The sequence below is a fragment of the Desulfobaccales bacterium genome (assembly GCA_041648175.1).
Lineage (GTDB): Bacteria > Desulfobacterota > Desulfobaccia > Desulfobaccales > 0-14-0-80-60-11 > 0-14-0-80-60-11.
In genome coordinates, this window is record JBAZPO010000028.1 from 1 (window position 1) to 18,307 (window position 18,307).

The 18,307-nt window shown below is 54.2% G+C and carries 17 protein-coding genes; 12 read left to right on the forward strand and 5 right to left on the reverse strand.

All coding sequences use genetic code 11. From position 1 onward, the window contains the following. Positions 1-236: 236 nt before the first annotated feature. Positions 237-728, reverse strand: coding sequence for a hypothetical protein (locus WC600_17440; protein MFA4904521.1), 492 nt, complete (start codon positions 726-728; stop codon positions 237-239). A gap of 55 nt (positions 729-783) precedes the next feature. Further along, positions 784-1,197: a hypothetical protein gene (locus tag WC600_17445; GenBank protein ID MFA4904522.1), complete on the reverse strand. Its 414-nt coding sequence runs from the start codon at positions 1,195-1,197 to the stop codon at positions 784-786. Between the two features lie 677 nt (positions 1,198-1,874). Here WC600_17445 and WC600_17450 point away from each other — a divergent pair. From WC600_17450 to WC600_17460, 3 genes are all read left to right on the forward strand, one after another. After that, positions 1,875-2,378: a hypothetical protein gene (locus tag WC600_17450; protein ID MFA4904523.1), complete on the forward strand. Its 504-nt coding sequence runs from the start codon at positions 1,875-1,877 to the stop codon at positions 2,376-2,378. A 235-nt stretch (positions 2,379-2,613) separates the two neighbouring features. Beyond that, entirely contained in the window at positions 2,614-3,684 is a 1,071-nt protein-coding gene (locus tag WC600_17455; GenBank protein ID MFA4904524.1) for a radical SAM protein, read from the forward strand. A gap of 49 nt (positions 3,685-3,733) precedes the next feature. Then, positions 3,734-4,987 carry a radical SAM protein gene (locus WC600_17460; GenBank protein ID MFA4904525.1) on the forward strand — a complete coding sequence of 418 codons (1,254 nt, stop codon included), beginning with the start codon at positions 3,734-3,736 and terminating at the stop codon, positions 4,985-4,987. Positions 4,988-5,090: 103 nt separating this feature from the next. Here WC600_17460 and WC600_17465 read toward each other — a convergent pair whose 3' ends face one another. Then, positions 5,091-5,534, reverse strand: coding sequence for a response regulator (locus tag WC600_17465; protein MFA4904526.1), 444 nt, complete (start codon positions 5,532-5,534; stop codon positions 5,091-5,093). 110 nt (positions 5,535-5,644) lie between these two features. Continuing rightward, positions 5,645-7,003: a DUF1015 domain-containing protein gene (locus WC600_17470; GenBank protein ID MFA4904527.1), complete on the reverse strand. Its 1,359-nt coding sequence runs from the start codon at positions 7,001-7,003 to the stop codon at positions 5,645-5,647. A gap of 417 nt (positions 7,004-7,420) precedes the next feature. On the opposite strand from WC600_17470, the gene speD reads away from it, so the two are divergent. The 9 genes from speD to WC600_17515 all read left to right on the forward strand — a co-directional run bounded on the left by speD (position 7,421) and on the right by WC600_17515 (position 15,001). After that, positions 7,421-7,858, forward strand: coding sequence for an adenosylmethionine decarboxylase (gene speD / locus WC600_17475; protein MFA4904528.1), 438 nt, complete (start codon positions 7,421-7,423; stop codon positions 7,856-7,858). A 2-nt stretch (positions 7,859-7,860) separates the two neighbouring features. Next, the gene (locus WC600_17480) at positions 7,861-8,712 is read left to right on the forward strand and encodes a hemolysin family protein (GenBank protein ID MFA4904529.1); all 852 of its coding nucleotides are present in this window, start codon (positions 7,861-7,863) and stop codon (positions 8,710-8,712) included. Positions 8,713-9,069: 357 nt separating this feature from the next. Next, positions 9,070-9,339 (forward strand): hypothetical protein, encoded by a 270-nt coding sequence (locus WC600_17485; GenBank protein ID MFA4904530.1) that lies wholly within the window; start codon positions 9,070-9,072, stop codon positions 9,337-9,339. Between the two features lie 473 nt (positions 9,340-9,812). Further along, positions 9,813-10,037 (forward strand): hypothetical protein, encoded by a 225-nt coding sequence (locus WC600_17490; protein MFA4904531.1) that lies wholly within the window; start codon positions 9,813-9,815, stop codon positions 10,035-10,037. Between the two features lie 104 nt (positions 10,038-10,141). Continuing rightward, positions 10,142-11,659: an apolipoprotein N-acyltransferase gene (gene lnt / locus WC600_17495; GenBank protein MFA4904532.1), complete on the forward strand. Its 1,518-nt coding sequence runs from the start codon at positions 10,142-10,144 to the stop codon at positions 11,657-11,659. Between the two features lie 298 nt (positions 11,660-11,957). Further along, a complete protein-coding gene (locus WC600_17500) occupies positions 11,958-12,149 on the forward strand; it encodes a hypothetical protein (GenBank protein MFA4904533.1) in 192 nt (63 codons plus the stop codon). Between the two features lie 75 nt (positions 12,150-12,224). Then, positions 12,225-13,523, forward strand: coding sequence for a hypothetical protein (locus tag WC600_17505; protein MFA4904534.1), 1,299 nt, complete (start codon positions 12,225-12,227; stop codon positions 13,521-13,523). 129 nt (positions 13,524-13,652) lie between these two features. Further along, positions 13,653-14,147: an SH3 domain-containing protein gene (locus WC600_17510; protein ID MFA4904535.1), complete on the forward strand. Its 495-nt coding sequence runs from the start codon at positions 13,653-13,655 to the stop codon at positions 14,145-14,147. Then, positions 14,144-15,001, forward strand: coding sequence for a M48 family metalloprotease (locus WC600_17515; GenBank protein MFA4904536.1), 858 nt, complete (start codon positions 14,144-14,146; stop codon positions 14,999-15,001). Before WC600_17510 ends, WC600_17515 begins: the two co-directional genes overlap by 4 nt. A 65-nt stretch (positions 15,002-15,066) precedes the next feature. Here WC600_17515 and WC600_17520 read toward each other — a convergent pair whose 3' ends face one another. Further along, a complete protein-coding gene (locus tag WC600_17520) occupies positions 15,067-18,294 on the reverse strand; it encodes an efflux RND transporter permease subunit (GenBank protein ID MFA4904537.1) in 3,228 nt (1,075 codons plus the stop codon). Positions 18,295-18,307: the final 13 nt, after the last annotated feature.

Consider the following 18,307-nt stretch of genomic DNA (forward strand, 5'->3'; position numbering starts at 1 on the left):
TGTAGGATCGTACCTGCATGTTCGGCCACCATGAGGGCGGACACATAGGTCCGCCCCTACAAAAACAAAATTACCTGTATGAGCGCAACTTGGTATAAGGCTATCCGGTTTCGGGCGCGAAGGTTCAGCGCTGCAGGCGGGATGCGCTTCGCTTTCCCGCCCTACGGGCTACGGGCTATAGATATTATAAATTTTTATAAAATTTAGTTAGTATATTTTAACATTATCATGGCAAGTTAAGGTAATTTGCCAGCAAGCAATTTACTTCCTATTGGGGATTGCTTGAATAATTCTGACCCTTTCTTAAAAGCATTAGTCATCGTTACACTGAGCGGATGACCTTGAGCTATCTCCTTTTTGGCTAAAATATCAAAATAAGCCTTTTTCTTTCCTTCAAAAAAGACAACTTCCTCTTTATGCACAGCCTTTTTTGTTATTTTATATAGTTCTTGATTTGTCATTAATCCAACTTGCATAAGAGCACAACTCATAAATATAACACCAATTTGATATTCTCCTGATTTATCTCCCATTTGAGAATTAGCTTTGGCCATATCCTTAAATAGTCCATCCCTCCCAAGAATAGGGCTGTCAATAATATTTAAGATAAGATTATCCGTATTGTTTTTAAGATTTTGCGTAAGATCTGCTTTAGCAGGTAAATTACAATACAATAGACTAACCAAAAATATTATTAAAATTATTACTAATTTTTTAACATTAAACATAATTGATCCTCCTTAAAGAATATGGTTTTTTATATAATCTAATTTAATTAATTAGCTATTTATCAATTAAATCTAATTTACTCACGTCATAGTATTCCATCATGATGGCATCATTATGCGACAATGTTTGCTTTAATTCACAGTAAATTTGAGCTTTTTTCCCGTGTAATCTTTTTTCATCAGCATAACCGTAACTAAGATTTTTATCCAATTTTATTATTTTCATATTTAATGCCATATCATCATTTATAATAAATTTCTTTTTAGGATAATCCTTTAATGTTAAAACAATAATACTTTGTGAAACTCCAAAAGGTCCGATTGCCATAGTTCTTTCATCTGTAATATTTGCTATCGTGCCTCGAAAAACAGTTTGAGGATTGCCAGTATCCTGCTGGCCATAGGCAATATTGCATAATACTGCGGTAGTGGCTAACAGTGTTAATAAGGCCAATGTCCGTCTCTTCATGGCGTTTGCTCCTGCCCAGGCTTCCATTCGATTAAGGGTCGTTCACTCAGGATCATGCAGCACTCTAAGGTGAATAAAAGGTTTTATTTAGCAAAGGTTAATTAATAGTTTGTCTGTTAATTTACATAAACTGATGGGCGCATGGTAGCATAAAAAATGCCTGGCAACATTTTTTTTTGGGTTCATTCCGAAATTATGCGGTAGCCTTGGCCACCCCTGTCCCAAAGTGGCGCCCAAGCAGCAGAGCTTGGGCGGAAAGTGGCGTTCCCAAGTACAACTTGGAAGCTCTACCTATATAATTTAAGAAATTTGTTACACAATTATTGACAATAATAATTCTATAATTAAGTTAACATTTAAAGAAATTATCAAAAGAAGCCTGGGATCCAAGGATGGAAGGGTCACATGCCGGGGATTTTGAAAATTACTTGTAGCCTCATAAGTTTTCACAGAACTATCGAAGGCCCTTGGCAGAATTGCCTAAGGGCTTTTGTTTTTTTGGGGAGCAGAACGGTTGAGATAATTGGCCAAAAATAAAGATTATCTTCAAACGCGGCTTGATCGTTGTCCAAGGCCTCTGTCGTTAAAAATGCTAATTTCTTAATAAATTAAGTAGGCTGCAGATTTGTGTTGAGGGAATTAAGGCGTAATGAATCAAATCATCTCAGGAGGATAACATGCCACAATCTATCGAGGAGTATTTGAATGAAAGGGATGCCGCACGACTCGTGTCGGCAAGGGAAGCGGATGAGATTATGCGGCCGATCTCGGCATTTGCCCGGGGACACATGACCCATACGCAGTCCTTGCTTGCCAGGTGGCCCGACCTGGGGACCGAAGAAGAGCGCTGTGAAGCTGTCCGCAACTGGTACAACCAACTGATGAAGCGCATGGAACCGGAACTCGACACGTGGTTCCGGGGGGACCGGTCGCCTAATCTACGCAGCGAATACATTGCCGCATGCTTTAGGGAGGCGATTGCTGCATTCTTGGGCGCGCATGCCAGAAGCAACGCACCGCAGGCAAAGCTCGCGCGCGATCGGCTCACCGGCCGTGCGGTAGAAATTGCAGACGTAATCATCAATTCCGTAAGCACCGAAATGCGCGCAGCCCCTTTAAGGGGAGGGATCATTATCATCGTCATTTGGGGCGAGCATGGAGCGCACTTCCCCGATACCTGAGTGGCCGCATGCTAACAGTTGGTTAGCACACTTGCAGGAAAATGAATCGAAAGATCAGGTTGACTGTCTGATTGTCTGGGAAAGTGCGATAACGCCTGACCAGGGTTGTGAAGTTGTGGAAGATGAACACAGAGACCCGAAGAGGGAACCTTCGTCTTCCACATTTCACGACCCGGTGATGGCCCTTCCCGGGCGGGATGGGAGTGATCTCCCGGGTCCAAGGATGGGTTCATAAATGTTTCACCATGTCGTGTTCAAAGTCACCCACGCCTGCAATTTAGCCTGCCGCTACTGCTATGCCACCCGCGAAAAAGTGGGGATTGCGTCTCGTACGACGCTGCAAACGGCGATCAGGTCGGCCGTGCAACTCGATGCAGACACGATTAACTTTATCTGGCACGGCGGTGAGCCTCTTCTTGCCGGACTGGATTTCTTTGCCGAGGCAGTTTCGATACAAGCAGATGTTGCGGCCTGGTCGGGGAAGCGGTTCTTGAATTCCTTGCAGACAAACGGGACCCTGGTCACTCCTGCTTTCGCCGAGTTCTTCCGCCGGCATGAGTTCGCAGTGGGCATCAGCCTGGACGGGCCACCCCCGCGGCACGACCGCGAGCGTTTAACGCCTGGTGGGGCGGGCAGCTACGAACGCGCCCTCAAAGGTTATCAGACTCTCAAAGAGGCAGGCCTGAAGCCGGGGATTGTCTGCGTCATCGATCCAATTTCCCCGCCACAGTCTGACCTGTTTCTTGACTGGCTTTCAGAAATAGGGGCGGAGTCCATCTCCCTCAATCCGCTCTTTGCCAAGCGCTCGAAGCGTTATGGAGATTACCCGGTTTTTCTCACCTCTCTTAAGGATGCCTTGGATCGCCGGGAGTCGAAAGTCCGCGTCCGCGAACTGCTTTTGGCAGGAACTACCGTGGAAGAACGTGAGAGAATGGGTCTGCTGGATGCCTGTCACCCTGGATGGCCATGCTATGAGACGATTTCCTCCGTGGACGAGCAAGGTTATATCTACTTCGGCTGCGATCGCTTTATGGATACCGGCGTAACCGGGACGGAAGCAGTTTACCGGCTCGGTCACGTCGAAAACGGCGGCTTCAGAAAGGCTGTGACCTCAAGAAGATTTTCCCGGCTCTCGGCTCTGGCAGCCAAGCAGGCGCAAGCCTGTGCATCGGTCTGCGATCTATTTTCGACCTGCGATGGCGGTTGCTTGGCTGATTGGATCTTTTCGCAAGAAGAATGCGCCTCCGAACGCCCCAACGGGATCTTTTGCCAGGCTGTGAGAGCTATTACGAATTCTCGACTCTAACCGGCCTCGTGTTGCTAAAGCCGGATGGTCAGGAGCGAAGAAGTTGAAAATGGATATAAATTGTAGAGAGACGTCCCCTTCCGCGTGTTTCACGGTCCTTGCCAAGCCAACCGGCCGCTGCAACCTGAGATGCGTATTCTGCTATCAGGACGCTAACCAAATGGCTCGTGGTCCCCGCATGACCAGGGAAGTTCAAGAAAGCCTGGTGCGCAGGATCTGCGAGCATAACAGCCTGAATATCGGCTTGGAGTGGATTGGCGGGGAAGCGCTGACCGTGGGGATTGATTTCTATCGGCGTTGCGAGGATCTGATCGCCCGGTATCAGCGGCCGGGAACCAATATCACGAGCCCCATTCAAACCAATGGGACGTTGTTGAATCAGGACTGGGTGGATTTCCTGCGCCTGAACCGGCGTTACCCCCTTTCCATAGGCTTCGAAATCTTCAGGCACCTCCAAAACTCCCTGCGGAAAGGTTTTGGCGTTTATGCCGACAGTTACACCATTGTCTCCAGGAACTTGCGCATATTAAAGGAGGCCGGGATCCCCTTTGGAGTCTTAACGGTGATCGAGCCGGCAACCCTGGAAATTCCAGCCAGGGAATGGTTGCAGGCCGTCGTCGAACACGGGATACGCCAGGTCGGCCTCCAGTTCTCCTACCAACAGATTTATAAGGGAAATCTGGCAAAGATCCAGACATACATCGACTGGATCGACCAGCTCTTTCTTGAACAGGCGAAACACAATGAATTCTGCCCTCCTGACCAACGCCTGAAAATTCGTGAGAGCTTTTATCTTTACAATATGCTCCGAGGAACCAATGTGAGTTACAGCTGTTGTCATCACTCGCCGGCAATATGCTCAGATTTTTTAATTTCGGTCGGGGAAGATGGGCGGGTATATGGACACTGTGATGCCTTTATGGGTACCAGTGGGGAAGATGGCGAGCCTTACCTCGTGGGCTCTATCACGGACCAAAGCTTCGCGAGCATCTTGGCATCGTCTGGTCTTGACAGGATTCGCCGCTCGCTGGCGAGAGGACGGGAGAAGTGTTCGCCATGCGCCTATTTTGAGCTTTGCCAGGGGGGTTGCGGATTCTTCAAGAGTATGAGTAGCAGGAGCAATGGGAGCATTGCGTCAGGTTTCGGCGATCCCATCGAATCCTATTGTGCAATTAAGATCGCTCTGCTGTCGTATGTAACGGACCCCCAGAGGGCTGAAATTATAGTTCGCTCCTATGGTCACCTGAATAACCGTTCTACTCTGCCAGGTATTTTCATCCAGACCGAGGGCCTAAACGGATAACCCGTGGTATTGAGCGGGTAGTCGAGCGCCACTATAGGAACAGGGCGGACACACGCAACTCGGTAATAGCCCTGGCCGCTAATCCCTAATCCCTGCTGCGTTCCTACCCCAAGAACATCCGCAAGGCTTCCTGTTTCATCCGCTTGATTTCTTCTTCAGCCTGGCGCAGGTGTTTCTGATGAATGGCGTGCCGGATCTTACGGGAAATATCGTCCAGGGAGAGCGGCTTGTAGACGATGTCCACCTGCTCCAGATAAAAGGTATGGTGGGCGGCGGCCCGTTGCTGCAGCATAACGATGAAACGAATGCCGGGATCGCGGAGGCGGGCACTTTCCAGGAGCCGTTGATAATCGGGCTGGCGCTGGTCGGTTATGACCAGGTCAAAGGGGTTTTCATCCAGGGCTGCCAGGGCTTCGGCCACCGTGTTGACCAGGGTGCAGTCCTCAAAACCCAGGAGTTTAATCACCGAACATAAAAATGCCCGGCACCATTCCTCCTGATCCACCACCAAGATACGCGCCTGACCGCCCCTTTCTTGGTCTTTCATGAGGAAGTCTCCTTACAAAACCACTGCTATACTTTACTATCAAATGAACTTGGCTGCAAGTGCTGCAAGCCCTTCCAGATTATTCCCAGAGACCGGGGGCAGCCCGGCGTCTAGGCAGGGATCATGATCTCTTCTTCCGGGTTGATGGGGTTAAGGATCAGGCCGGACATCACCTTGGGGTAAAAATAGGTGGATTTGCGCGGCATAACGAGGCCGGCCGAGGCCACATCCTGCACCTGCTCGATGCGGGTGGGATTCAGCAAAAACGCCAGGCGGGCCTCGCCTTTGGTCACCGCAGTCACGGCTTCGCTGATCTTGCTGGTGTATTTGCAGGTTTCCTGGTCATCCTGGGCCTTGGCGTCGAGCCCCAGGACCTTTTCAAAAATCAGGTAGTTCAAGACCGCCACATCCAGTTGGGCCAGGGCCGGATGCATCTGCCGGGCCAGGACACTTTGGCGGACGCCCGGACGCATAATCAGGCGCCAGGCCTTGCGCGCAAACCCCAGGACGATAAAAGCGCTCTCTCCCGCCGGAACCTCCGCCAGGGTTTGTTGGAGAAATTCTTCATAATCCTCGCCGAATTCATGGGCTGCCGGGAGCGTAACGATCTCGAAATATTCCTTCAGGCGCCCCATGATCCAGGACTCTTCCAAGTTTTTCAGCCGTGGGCCGCCCAACAGGCGGTGGGCCATGAGAATGATCAGGTCCGGGTCAAACATGTTGGACAGATACATGAGGATATAATTGAACGGCGCTTCGGGCGAAGCCTGGGGATAGCGCTGTTTCATCAACTTCTGATAGTTCAGCGAAGTCTCATAGCGGTGGTGGCCGTCAGCGATATACAGGGTCATCTCCCGCACGGCCCGGTGCGCTGCCAGCACCGTTTCGGGGTCGGTGACCGGATAGAGGCGCTGAACATAGCCCAGGGTGTCTTCAAAGGCCATCATGGGGGCCTCAGGCGCGCCACTTTTGAGCAGGTTCACGATCTGGCCGGCGGGGTCGGGATAGATGGTAAAAATGGGGGAGAAGTTGGCCTGAGCGGCCTTGATCACTTCCAGGCGGTCGGCCTTGGCTGCGGAAAAAGTCTGCTCGTGGGGCCGGATGCCGCCGCCGCTCAACGGTTCCAGACGCACCAGGGCGGCCAGGCCGGACCTGGTGTAGGTGCGCCCGGCATGCTGGAAATCGGTCTCCCAATAATAGTAAGCCGGGACCGCATCCCGCACCAATACTTCATCTTTAACCCATTGGCGGAAGAGCCCCCCTGCCCGGGTATAGCGATTCTGCAACAGGTCATCCCCGGGTAAGGCCTGGGGCAGGATCAGGTGGACCATATTATAAGGATGCTGGGCAGCAAAAGCCTCGCGCTCGGCCGGCCGGATCACATCATAGGGCGGCGTCACAACCTCGGTCAGGTTGGGCACTTTGCCAGGATTATAGTGAAGCCCCCGGAAAGGGGCAATGATGGCCACGAATGACTCCTCCTCCAGACTTATTAACCCTTTAAATTTAACACCTCTAGGCTGAGCGTCAATAGTTATTGGCAGAAATATGCCCACTGGGCGGTGTGCCTGCCTCCTCTTCCGAAATATTTATTGACCTGAGGTTAGGTGCAGGTTATATTACCTGAATAAATTTTGATTAAGGGATGGGCTTATGCAGATAGCCCCTTTTGTAGTGAGTAAGAGGGGTTAACTAGGTTTCGGGACATAAAAAATATTGGGGCGCTAGGCTCCCTTCCTCGTGCTCTCGAACCAGTTGCCGGGGCCCAAAACCTTAGTTTCTCCGGAATGGATGAAATTCCGGAGCAGCGCTGGCAGCAGCGCATGGTTTGCCTACCGGGCATTCCCCGGTGACGCCTACACCCTAGGTGCGAGGAGGACGGACTATTGAAAAAACCGGAAGTTGGCTTTGGACTGCATCTTACCCTGGACGGTTACGGATGCAGTTATGATCGGCTGACCAACCTGGACGCTATTTATCAGTTCCTGGATACCTGCCCGGATATGATCCACATGACCAAGATCATGCCCCCTTATGTCTTCAAATATCATGGTAAAGTGCCTGATGATTGGGGGGTTTCCGGGTTTGTGCTCATCGCTGAAAGTCATATCAGCATTCACACCTTTCCTGAGCGCGGCTACCTCAGCCTGGATATTTTTTCCTGCAAGGAATTCGATTACCAGCAAGCGGTGGAATATGTCAGCGAATTGTTCGGTATCGAACGCCACGAAATCAATGTGCTAGACCGGGGGCTGGAATTTCCCCGGGAAGTCAGATCCGTGGAACACTTTATGCGCCAGGAGCGGGACCAGATGCGAGGTTGAGTGTGGACGAGGCCGACAGTCCTCACCCCAGCTTCCTCAAGCGTCTCCGGCAGATGTTCTCTCGGAGGATTATCACGCAATCGGAAGATCTGGAGCGTGAAATCCAGCATATCATCGATGAAGGCGAGGAACGGGGACTCATCACTCGCCAGGAAGGGCAGCTTATCGAGAGTATCTTTGAGTTCAGAGATACTCTCGTCCGCGAAATCATGGTGCCCCGCCTGGAGATGGTGGGGGTGGAACGGCATACGCCCTTGGACCAGATCATTGCATTGGTCCGGCGCTGCGGCCACTCCCGGTTCCCCGTGTTCGAAAGCGACATCGACCACATCAAGGGCATCCTCTTGGCCAAGGACCTCCTGTTCTTCTGGCAAACGCCCGAAGAGACCTGGGACCTGGACCGGGTGCTTCGCCCCGCCTACTTCATCCCCGAAAGCAAAAAGATCAGCGACCTGCTGCGCGACCTGGTAGAGCGCAAAAGCCAGATCGCCATCGTGATCGACGAATACGGCGGCACTGCCGGCCTTATCACCTTAGAAGATATCTTGGAAGAGATCGTCGGCGAGATCTATGACGAGTACGACCGCCAGGAGCCCCGCCTCGCTCCCCAGGAAGACGGCTCCGTTTTGGTGGACGCCCGCCTGGACGTGGAAGAATTGATGGATCACTTCGATCTGCCCCGCCCGGAAGGCAAGTTCGAATCCGTGGGGGGCCTGCTTATCCACGTCCTGGGCCGGGTACCTCAGATCAGTGACCGGGTGGAGATTCAAAACCTGGAATTAACCGTGCTCTCCGCCGACGAACGCCGGGCCAAACAGGTCCAGGCCCGGAGGCTGCCTTTGGAAGAAGATTAAGAAGGGGCCAGGGGTTGGAAAAATACCCTTAATGCTTGAGGCTGCTGGCCCCACCCCTGCTCCGCGTCCTTCCACATTTCGCGTTGTTACCTGATCTCTGCGATATTTTTCCCTTGATTCCATGCTCTTCTTAAGTTATCATGTATCAAACTAAGCAAAACTAGTTCGGTCAAGGCATTCCTAAGGATGGGAGGAAACTATATGCCTGATCACAATAAGATATCGCAAATCGAGGGATGTTCCTTTTAAAAGCTGGGACACCCCTTTTTTATTAACTAATTGTGTATTTATTATCAGTTGCTATTTTCCTTAATAATATTAAAAATATTCATTTTATTTTATTCGAGGTTATTCAAAATGGAAGATTATTCGGGTCATATCCGGGGATTAATCAACGATCTCTTGCGTAGTTTGTCTTCTGCTTTGATACATCTGGATGACTTAATGCTGAAAATCGATAGAGATTCAGATATGTTCCCGGATGTTTGCATGACAAATGAACAACTCGAACGATCCGTGGAAGTATTCGTAGAGTTGCGTTCACAGAGTAATCATTTATTTGAACATTTATCAGTTTATGATGATAATTATGAAAATACTGGCCTACTTAAACATGAATTAAGTTAGGCGTGTAATATGAGACAAATTGCTTCATTATTGTCTCATACAAGCCATTAAGACTATTTTTCTGATTAAATTTCTACCCCAATGCAGCCGCCAGAGAGCCAGCCGGAACCTTACACGGGATCAGGGCCAGGTTTATAAACTCATATTTACGGCCACGTTAACTAAACCCTAACCCCTATTTTCTTTCCCTGCGCGCCTAATCCGACTATAATCCCACAACATGAACAAGCTCACCAGCCTGGGTCCTGGGATTGCAGGCTCGTGTTACTGAGCTAAACATGATATATTTGTTTTTATGGATGCAGAACAAAACCTGGACAGAAAATCACGTTTTCCTATCAGGAAATTCGACAGCCTGGAGGCCATGAAAGACGAGGAATATCGATACTGGCAGGGAAGGCCTGCCAGTGAACGCATTGCCGCAGTATCCGAAATAACGACGGAAGCCTACCGACTGAAAGACCCCGCCTGCAATGTATCCAGACTTCAAAGAACTCTTGTCGCTGTTCAACGCCCATAAGGTTAAATACCTTGTGGTGGGCGGCTATGCGGTTTCTTTACATGCCCAGCCGCGGGCCACGAAAGGCCTGGACATTCTCATCAAGGCGGACGCTGCTAATGCTGCGACGGTTTATGCGGCCTTGGCGAAGTTTGGTGCTCCGCCGGGCCGCCCGCAGTGGGACAAAGCAGCCGGATGAGGAAGATTGAGAGGCAAAAGGGCATGAGGGCACTCACTGGCCTTTAACTAATACCTAACCCCTATTTTCTTTCCCCGCGCGTCTAATCCGGCTATAATCCACGCATGACCAAGCCCACTCGCCCTTCGCATATCCTGGCCGCGGTGCTCTCCGGCCTGCTATTGGCCGCGGCTTTTCCCAAGCTGAATCAGACCTATCTCTTGATCTTTGCCCTGGCGCCGCTCCTCTGGGCCTTGCGGGGGAAATCCCTGAAGGCCGGATTCTGGCTGGGTTTGGTGGCGGGCCTGGCCCATTATGTGGCCATGCTCTATTGGATCGTCTTTGTCACGCACGTCTTTGGGAAGTTGCCCCTGATCATGGCCATCGGCATACTTTTCTTGCTGGCCGGATACTTGAGTCTGTACGCCGCGCTCTGGGGCTTTGGCGTCGTCTGGGGCGCCCGCCGGGGTCTCAGTCTGCTCTGGTGGGCCCCGGTCCTCTGGGTAACCCTGGAGATGGGGCAGACCTACATCATCAGCGGCTTCCCCTGGGAACTCTTGGGCAACGGCCTCTTCCTCTACCCGGTGTTGCTCCAACTCACGGATATCACGGGCGTTTACGGCCTGTCGTTTTTGATCGTCCTGGTGAACGCCTGCCTCTATCTCCTCTTGTTCCCGCCCCAGGGCAAAGCGGCCCCAGTCAAGCAGGCCGTGATCGTGGCTCTTATCCTGGTGGCCTGGGTGGGCTATGGTTATTATCGCCTGGCGCAAGTGGACGCGCTCGCCGCGGCCAGCCCCAAGATCAAGGTGGCGGTGTGCCAGGGCAACCTCAAGCAGGGTGAGAAATGGAAAAAAGAAATGGTCCTGACCACCCTGGACCGCTATGCCGAACTGACCCGGCAGGTCAAGGGGGCCAAGCTGATCATCTGGCCTGAGACCTCGGCGCCGTTTCTCTTTATGCGCACCCCTGACCTGGATGCCCGGGTGGTCGAGATTGCCAAAGAGAGCGGGGCGTATCTCTTGTTCGGCAGTCCCGCCTTTGAGCTCACCACCGAGGGCGAGCGCTATTTTAACCGGGCCTTTCTCTTGAATCCGGAGGGACAAACCATCGGCTTTTATGACAAGGCCCACCTGGTGCCCTACGGCGAGTATGTGCCGCTCAGGCGCTTCTTCCCCTTCATCGGCAAGATGGTGCCCATGGTGGGGGACTTTGCCGAAGGGCCGGTGGGGGCCACGGTGTCTCTGCCGGAAGGGGCCATCGGTCCTTTAGTGTGCTACGAGTCCATCTTTCCCTATCTGTCCCGGGCCCAGGTGAAAAACGGCGCCCGCCTGTTGGTCAACATCACCAACGACGCCTGGTTCGGCAAGACCGCGGCAGCTTACCAGCATCTGTCCATGGCGGTCATAAGGGCCGCGGAAAACCACGTCTGCCTGGCCCGGGCCGCCAATACCGGCATTTCCGCCTTTATCGACGGGACCGGCCGCCTCCTGTGGACCTCCGAGATCTATGTCCCCGACGCCCACGCCGTGGAACTGCCCTGGCTCCCCGGCGGCAGCCTCTATACCCGAATCGGAGACGTCTTTGCCTGGGCCTGCGTCATCACCTGCGGCCTGGCCTTCATCTTAGCCCGCCGGCGGCGCTAGGCCTGGCCTGGTCTCCCCGCCTCTGGATCTGGGCCCTCTGCGGTGAAAAATAATTAACCGCAGAGGGCGCAAAGATAACCTGTCAAATTTTTATGACGCCAGGTATAAAAAGCAAAACTTGGTTTAAGCCCCCCTCAATAAAACAAATTTATTAAAATTGATCAGCCGCGCTAGTAAATTGCTTGATTTTCTATAATCTTCGTGGTATCGCCCTTATCACTTCTTTGTTCTGAATCATAACCAGTTAATATTATATACATATTTATTTTCCAACAAACTTATTGTCAGGAGTGGGCTTATGACGTGCGAGGACCTCAAAGCGGCCATAATGCATCTCGATAAAGCTGAACAAAGGCGGCTCATGCTGGCGGTGTTGCCGGAAATCTGGCCGAACCTGGCCGAAGATGATGCCTGCATCAAGCTCATCAGACAGTTGGTTGATGAAGCAAGTGTCAAGGAGTATCAACAGGAGCACCTGGATCACATTTAAGCAAAAGATGCAGAACTTATTCTTAGGTCTCAGGCCAGGTTCATGGGCAGATACGACCAAAGGAGCGCAAAAGTGATGACCAGCCATGCCATTCGCCCCCGTTGGGGCCAACCCATTACCGGCATCGTCGCATTTATTGCTTTCTTCCTCATCGCCTGGCTTATCTGGTTCATCTTCAGTGATCCACGCGGCCCGGTGGCCGCTTTCCCCTACCCTTTCGTCATGTATCTGGCGATGATGATTTTGGTGGGGCTCTGGCAGCATATGTTTCTGGCCGACTGGCCCTTTCACAACCTCCCGCAGCCCGCCCGGGGGCTTATCGAAACGGTGGTCAACTTAGCCCTGGTGTGGTTCGTCATTCACGTCGTGTTTTATAGAATACTCGGGGTAGGCTTCAACTTTTTCAGCCAGGTCAATCTGGAAACCCTGGCGGCTGCCGGACAGACGGCCTTGCCGGAGCTGTGCGGCAAAACGCTCACCCTCCAGGCCTTGACTAATCCCGCCGCTCGCTTTGGTGAAAGGGCGGTGGTGACCTTCGTTTTGATCGGCTTTTTTTCTTATCCCTTTGTCACCATCCTGTTCGGGAAATGGCCCATCCGGCCCAGTGATTTAACCCAGCCCCAAGCCGGTCTGGTCGAGCTGGGCTGGTGCAGCCTGTTAACCCTGTTTTTCTTTACTATCCTCATTGTGCCGTTTTGGGGAGTCGTCTACGGCAAGATTTATGGGACCTCCTTTGGCTTGAATTTCCCCTGGTGGAGCGGCATTAGCGGCACCGGCCATGTTCATTGGGTTTTTGGCTGGTGGGAATGGGCCATCATCGTCTTGTTCATGACCCCCAATGTCTGGCGGATGAAGCCCTGGTCGGTGATCACCCTGCCGCAACCCTTTAAGGGACTGATTTCTTTCGTTCTCACCATCATGCTCGGCTATAGCCTGGCGCTCATCTGCGTAAAATTTGCCCCCGCCTGGCTGCCCATGGGAGACGTCATCGCGCATTTGCCGGCCGCGGACAAAGGGCTCCCCATCCGCTTTCTCTGGTATCACGCCGCCGAAATCGCCGGTTTCACGCTCATTCCCTTTCTCATTTGGCATCATTATTTTGATGACTGGGCGCCGCTGGCAGACAAAGATAGCTGGAACGCCTTTTGGTTCCGCACGGTGGGCGTGCTTTGCCTCTGTGTCTTAAACTATCTCTTCTTTTATTATCTTAATTTCGGTCACTGGGGCTTGGGCAATCACCATATGGCCGGGGGCATCGGTGCACGGGTGGTGGGCGGCGAATCCCTTATCTGGAACTTCTGGTGGATCATCCCGCTGCTTTGGAACGAATGGTTTTTCCATAAATGGCCATTCTATGTGGCTTCCGAACATTAACCGCTAACCTGCTTTTAGACCAGATCGGATACATCCTTGCATCGGTTTATCAAGAATGCACCTTGTGCCGATGAATATGGTAAAATGGCAGGCCTAGAGGAGGTTGCTGTGTCCAGAGAAGGCATTTCTATGAAAGTTGTCAGATATGTGCTGGCCTTGGGGCTGGCGCTGGTGCTCCTGATGCCGGGGACCGGCTGGGGCGAGGTGCTGAAGGTAGCCCAGCCAAACCAGGCCCTTTACCCGGACCCGGATTTCTCCAGTACGCCGGTCGCCCCCGTGCCCGAGGGCGCGGAAGTGAACGTGGAAACCCAGGCCGGAGACTGGTACAAGGTGGAATACCAGGGCAAGAGCGGCTGGCTCAATCGCCAGGCCTTTGGGAAACCCCCGGCGGCCAAATCCGGCTCCGGCTTTAGCCTGCCGGGACTCTTAACCGGCAAGCCGGTGAAGGAGACATCCAGCGATGAAGTAGCCCTGGCCGGCAAGGGCTTCACCCCGGAGGTGGAGAATTCCTATCGCTCCAAACATCCGGAAATGAATTTTGCCCAGGTGGACAAAATCGAGAGCTTTACTGTGCCCCCGGCCAAACTACAAGCCTTTATCAAGGAAGGAGACCTGAAGCCATGAGACCCCTGAACTGGTTGGTTCTGTTGGCGGTGGCGCCCTTCCTGGTGGGAGGCTGTGTTGCCATGTCGGTGGCCCCGATAGCCGCCATTGCCGTCAAAGGCGCGACCAAGGCCCATGAGGCCTCCCGGCCCATTACCGATTCTGAAGAATACTACATCGGCCGGGCGGTGGCTGCCCGGATTTTGACCAAGTATAAGCTGAGCCAGGACGCCAAACTGACGGAGTACGTCAATGAAGTGGGGAACGTCGTGGCCCGCAAGTCCACCCGTCCCAATCCCTTCCGGGGTTACCACTTTGCGGTGCTGGATACCCAAGAGATCAACGCCTTTGCCTGTCCCGGCGGGATCATCTTCGTCACCAAGGGCCTGATCACAACCTGCAAAAACGAAGACCAGTTGGCCGCGGTGCTGGCCCATGAAGTGGGCCACGTGGCCAACAAGGACGGCATCAACTCCATCAGCCAGGCCCGGTGGACCGAAGTCTGGACCGCCATGGGCAAAGAAGCGGTCACGGTGTACGGCGGCTCGGTGGCCGCGGGGCTGGTGAGCCTGTTTGAGGGCACCATTGACGATGTCTTCAAAACCATCGTGGTCAACGGCTACAGCCGCCAGGCTGAAGAGGCCGCGGACGCGGCGGCAATTAAAGAGATGACCCGGGCCGGTTATGATCCCACTGCGCTGGTGGCGGTCCTCACCATCATGGAGGCCAAGGGCAAAGGCGCTACGAGCGGCATCTTCAAGACTCACCCGCCCACCTCCGAACGTCTGGCCAAGGTCAAGGCTTTAGCCTGCGAAGCCGCGCCCAGCAAAGGCGAATCCATTCGCACCCAGCGGTTTAAGGAGATGATGGGTTAAGGGCAGTTGGGCCACGAGGCAATTGAAATTAACATGGACCGTAGGGGCGGGTTTGAAACCCGCCTCTACATTTTTTCATTCGCCGCCGGGTGCCGGGACGCCTGGAGGTAGAAGATCACCGGCACCACCACCAGGGAGAAGGCGGTGGAGGCAAATAGGCCGAAGATGAAGGACCAAGCCAGGCCTGAGAAGATGGGGTCCAGGGTGATGACCCAGGAGCCGAACATGGCCGCCAGGGCGGTGAGCAGGATTGGCCGGAAGCGCACCGCGCCGGAGCGCAGCACCGCTTCCTCCAGCGGATAACCCCGGTCCAGGTGGTGGTGGATGAAGTCGATGAGGATGATGGAGTTGCGCACAACGATACCCGCCAGGGCGATCATGCCGATCATGGCCGTGGCCGTGAAGTAGATGGGGTTGGCATAACCCTGCACCGGCGACGTAAAGAGAAAATTCAACAGGGCGAACCCGGGCATCACCCCGATCATGGTCAAGGGGATGGCCACCATGATCACTAAAGGCATGGTGAACGACGAGGTCTGCAGCACCAGCAGGATGTAAATCCCTACGAGAGCTCCGGCAAAGGCGATCCCCAAATCCCGGAAGACCTGCACCGTGATTTTCCACTCCCCTTCCCCGGCATAGTTGACCCGGTAGCCGGCAGGCGGCGGGGTCTTGTCCGTGTCGGCCATCAAATCCAGGACAGCGTTCACGGGGCTGGCGCCCGCCGTATCTCCGGTGACGAATACCACCCTTTCTAAGTTCTTCCGCATGATGGATTTGGGGGCCGTGTCCAGGTCGAAGCGCCCCAGTTCCTGCAAGGGCACCATGGCGCCCTGGGGATTTTTGAAATAGAGTTGCCCCAGGCTCAGGGTGGAAGAGCGCCAGGCCAGGGGTGCCCGCAGGAAGATTTCCAGGGGCAGGCGTTCCGGCGTCGCGTGGACCCGGCCCACCGTCTCCCCGGCTTCGGCGATGGCCAGCCCGTTTACGATCTGGGCCTGGCTCAAGCCGCTCAAGGCCGCCTTTTGCCGGTCCACCAGAAAGCGGAACCGGGGCTCCGCAGTTTCCACCGTGGTGTCCACATCCACCACGCCCTTGGTTTTCAAGAAGTACTCTTTGATACGGCCGGCTTCTGAAATGATGCTGTCATAGGAGGCCCCCGGCGGCCCGTAGACCTCGCCCACCAGGGTCTGCAAGACCGGCGGCCCCGGCGGCACTTCGGCGATCTTGAGGCGCACCTTGTGCTTTTTGGCGATCTCCTCCAGGGCCGGGCGGATCCACAGGGTGACGGCGTGGCTATCCGCCGACCGGCGTTCCTTTTCCGCCAGGTTGACGCGAATCTGCCCCACCCACGGGCCTTGCATGAGATAGTAATGGCGCACCAGCCCGTTGAAATCGATGGGGGCATTCTCCCCGGCGAAGGTCACCACGTTGTCCACCTCAGAGACCGAGGTGAGGTAACGCCCGAAATCCTTCAGGGCCTCCTGGGTCGACTCCAGCGGCGTATCGTTGGGGGTGTCCGCCACTATCAGAAAATCATTTTTATTGTCAAAAGGGAGCATCTTCAACGGCACCAGGCCGATAACCGGCAGGAGCACCGAGAGCGCAAACAGGACCACCACCCCCAACAGAAAGAAGTGGCTCAGGCGGCGGTTTTCCAGCAGCGGGGTCATGATCCGCGTGTAGACCCGGTAAACCCAGGTTTCCTCCAGAACAAAGGGTTTTTCCTCTTTGCCGTACTCTTTTTTCAAGAAGTGATAGGTGGCCCAGGGCGTGACGGTGAAGGCGATGGCCAGACTCATGAGCATGGCCAGCGGGACGTTCAACGGCATGGGCCGCATGTAGGGGCCCATCATGCCGGTGACGAAGTACATGGGGATGAAGCTGATGATTACCGTGAAGGTGGCCAGGATGGTGGGCGCCCTGACCTCGTCCACCGCCACTAAGGTGGCCTCGAGCGGCGGATGCTCCCGCAACTGGAAATGACGGTGGATGTTCTCCACGTCGATGATGGGATCATCCACCAACAGGCCCAGGGACAGGATCAGGGCAAAGAGCGTCACCCGGTTGATGGTGTAGCCAAACATCATGTTGCCCGTGAGGGTGATGGCCAGGGTCAGGGGCACCGCCAGGGCCACGATGAGGGCCTCCCGCCAGCCCAGAAATAACGTCAGCAGCACCGTGATGGACAACACCGCGATGAGCAGCTCCCGCATGAGCTCGTTGACCTTCTCATTGGCGGTGGCGCCGTAATCCCGGGTCACTTTCACCCGGATGTCGGGCGGGATGACCTCTTTTTTCAGTTCCTCCATCTTATGCAAAATGCCTTCGGCCACAGTCACCGCGTTGGTGCCGGTACGCTTGGCCACGGCCATGGTCACCGCCGGATAAAACTGGCCCCGGACGTAACCCGGGGGGAGCTCGTCCGCGGGCCCGAACGCGATGGTGCTCAGGTTAACCGGCTCTTCCGGTCCGTCGATGACCTGGGCCACGTCCTGAAGATACACCGGCTTGCCCTGGTTCAGCCCCACCAAGAGGCCGGCCACCTCATCGGCGCTTTTCAAGAACGGCCCGGCCTGCACCACATATTCCCGGTCCTGCCGGGAGAAATGGCCTGCAGGGAGATTGACGTTGCTCACCTCGATGGCTTTGGCCACCGCGGCCAAATCCAGGCCATGCCCGGCCAGGCGGGCCGGATCGGCCACCACCCGAACCTGACGTTTGCGCCCCGCCACCACATAAGAGCGGCCCGTGTCCGGGATGCTTTGCAAGCGGTGCAGCAACTCGTCCGCCACCCGCCTGAGCTCGTAGTCATCCGCCGCATTGCTGTACAGGGTCAGAGTGACGATGGGCACGTCGTTGATATTCATGGGCTTGACCACCCAGCCCGTCACCCCTGACGGCACCTGGTCGATGTTGGAGAAGACCTTGTTATAGACCTTGAACAGGCTGGTCTCCAGGTTCTCCCCCACCTTGAACTTGGCCGTGACGATGGCAAAGCCGTCCCGGGCCTGGGAATAGAGGTCTTCCAAGCCCTCCATCTCCCAGAGCTTCTTTTCCAGGTTGATGACCACCAGGTTTTCCACTTCCTGGGGGGAGGCCCCGGGGAAGCGGATAAGGATGTCCACCATGGGCACCTTGATCTGGGGGTCTTCTTCCCGGGGGGTGTAAATCAAAGCCATGAGCCCTGCCAGCAGGCTCACCAGGATGATAATGGTGGGGAGCTTGGACAGCAGAAAGACCTTGACGAGGCGGGCAGTGGGGCCGAGATGAATCTGGTTCGCATTATCAGGCATAAAAAATTCGGTT

Bases quoted from the DNA above. Each gene is read 5' to 3' on its own strand.
- WC600_17445 (MFA4904522.1), bottom strand. From the start codon at position 1,197: ATGAAGAGACGGACATTGGCCTTATTAACACTGTTAGCCACTACCGCA.
- WC600_17490 (MFA4904531.1), top strand. From the start codon at position 9,813: ATGTATCCAGACTTCAAAGAACTCTTGTCGCTGTTCAACGCCCATAAG.
- WC600_17505 (MFA4904534.1), top strand. From the start codon at position 12,225: ATGACCAGCCATGCCATTCGCCCCCGTTGGGGCCAACCCATTACCGGC.
- WC600_17500 (MFA4904533.1), top strand. From the start codon at position 11,958: ATGACGTGCGAGGACCTCAAAGCGGCCATAATGCATCTCGATAAAGCT.
- WC600_17450 (MFA4904523.1), top strand. From the start codon at position 1,875: ATGCCACAATCTATCGAGGAGTATTTGAATGAAAGGGATGCCGCACGA.
- WC600_17515 (MFA4904536.1), top strand. From the start codon at position 14,144: ATGAGACCCCTGAACTGGTTGGTTCTGTTGGCGGTGGCGCCCTTCCTG.
- WC600_17440 (MFA4904521.1), bottom strand. From the start codon at position 728: ATGTTTAATGTTAAAAAATTAGTAATAATTTTAATAATATTTTTGGTT.
- WC600_17465 (MFA4904526.1), bottom strand. From the start codon at position 5,534: ATGAAAGACCAAGAAAGGGGCGGTCAGGCGCGTATCTTGGTGGTGGAT.
- lnt (MFA4904532.1), top strand. From the start codon at position 10,142: ATGACCAAGCCCACTCGCCCTTCGCATATCCTGGCCGCGGTGCTCTCC.
- WC600_17485 (MFA4904530.1), top strand. From the start codon at position 9,070: ATGGAAGATTATTCGGGTCATATCCGGGGATTAATCAACGATCTCTTG.
- WC600_17520 (MFA4904537.1), bottom strand. From the start codon at position 18,294: ATGCCTGATAATGCGAACCAGATTCATCTCGGCCCCACTGCCCGCCTC.
- WC600_17510 (MFA4904535.1), top strand. From the start codon at position 13,653: ATGAAAGTTGTCAGATATGTGCTGGCCTTGGGGCTGGCGCTGGTGCTC.
- WC600_17460 (MFA4904525.1), top strand. From the start codon at position 3,734: ATGGATATAAATTGTAGAGAGACGTCCCCTTCCGCGTGTTTCACGGTC.
- WC600_17455 (MFA4904524.1), top strand. From the start codon at position 2,614: ATGTTTCACCATGTCGTGTTCAAAGTCACCCACGCCTGCAATTTAGCC.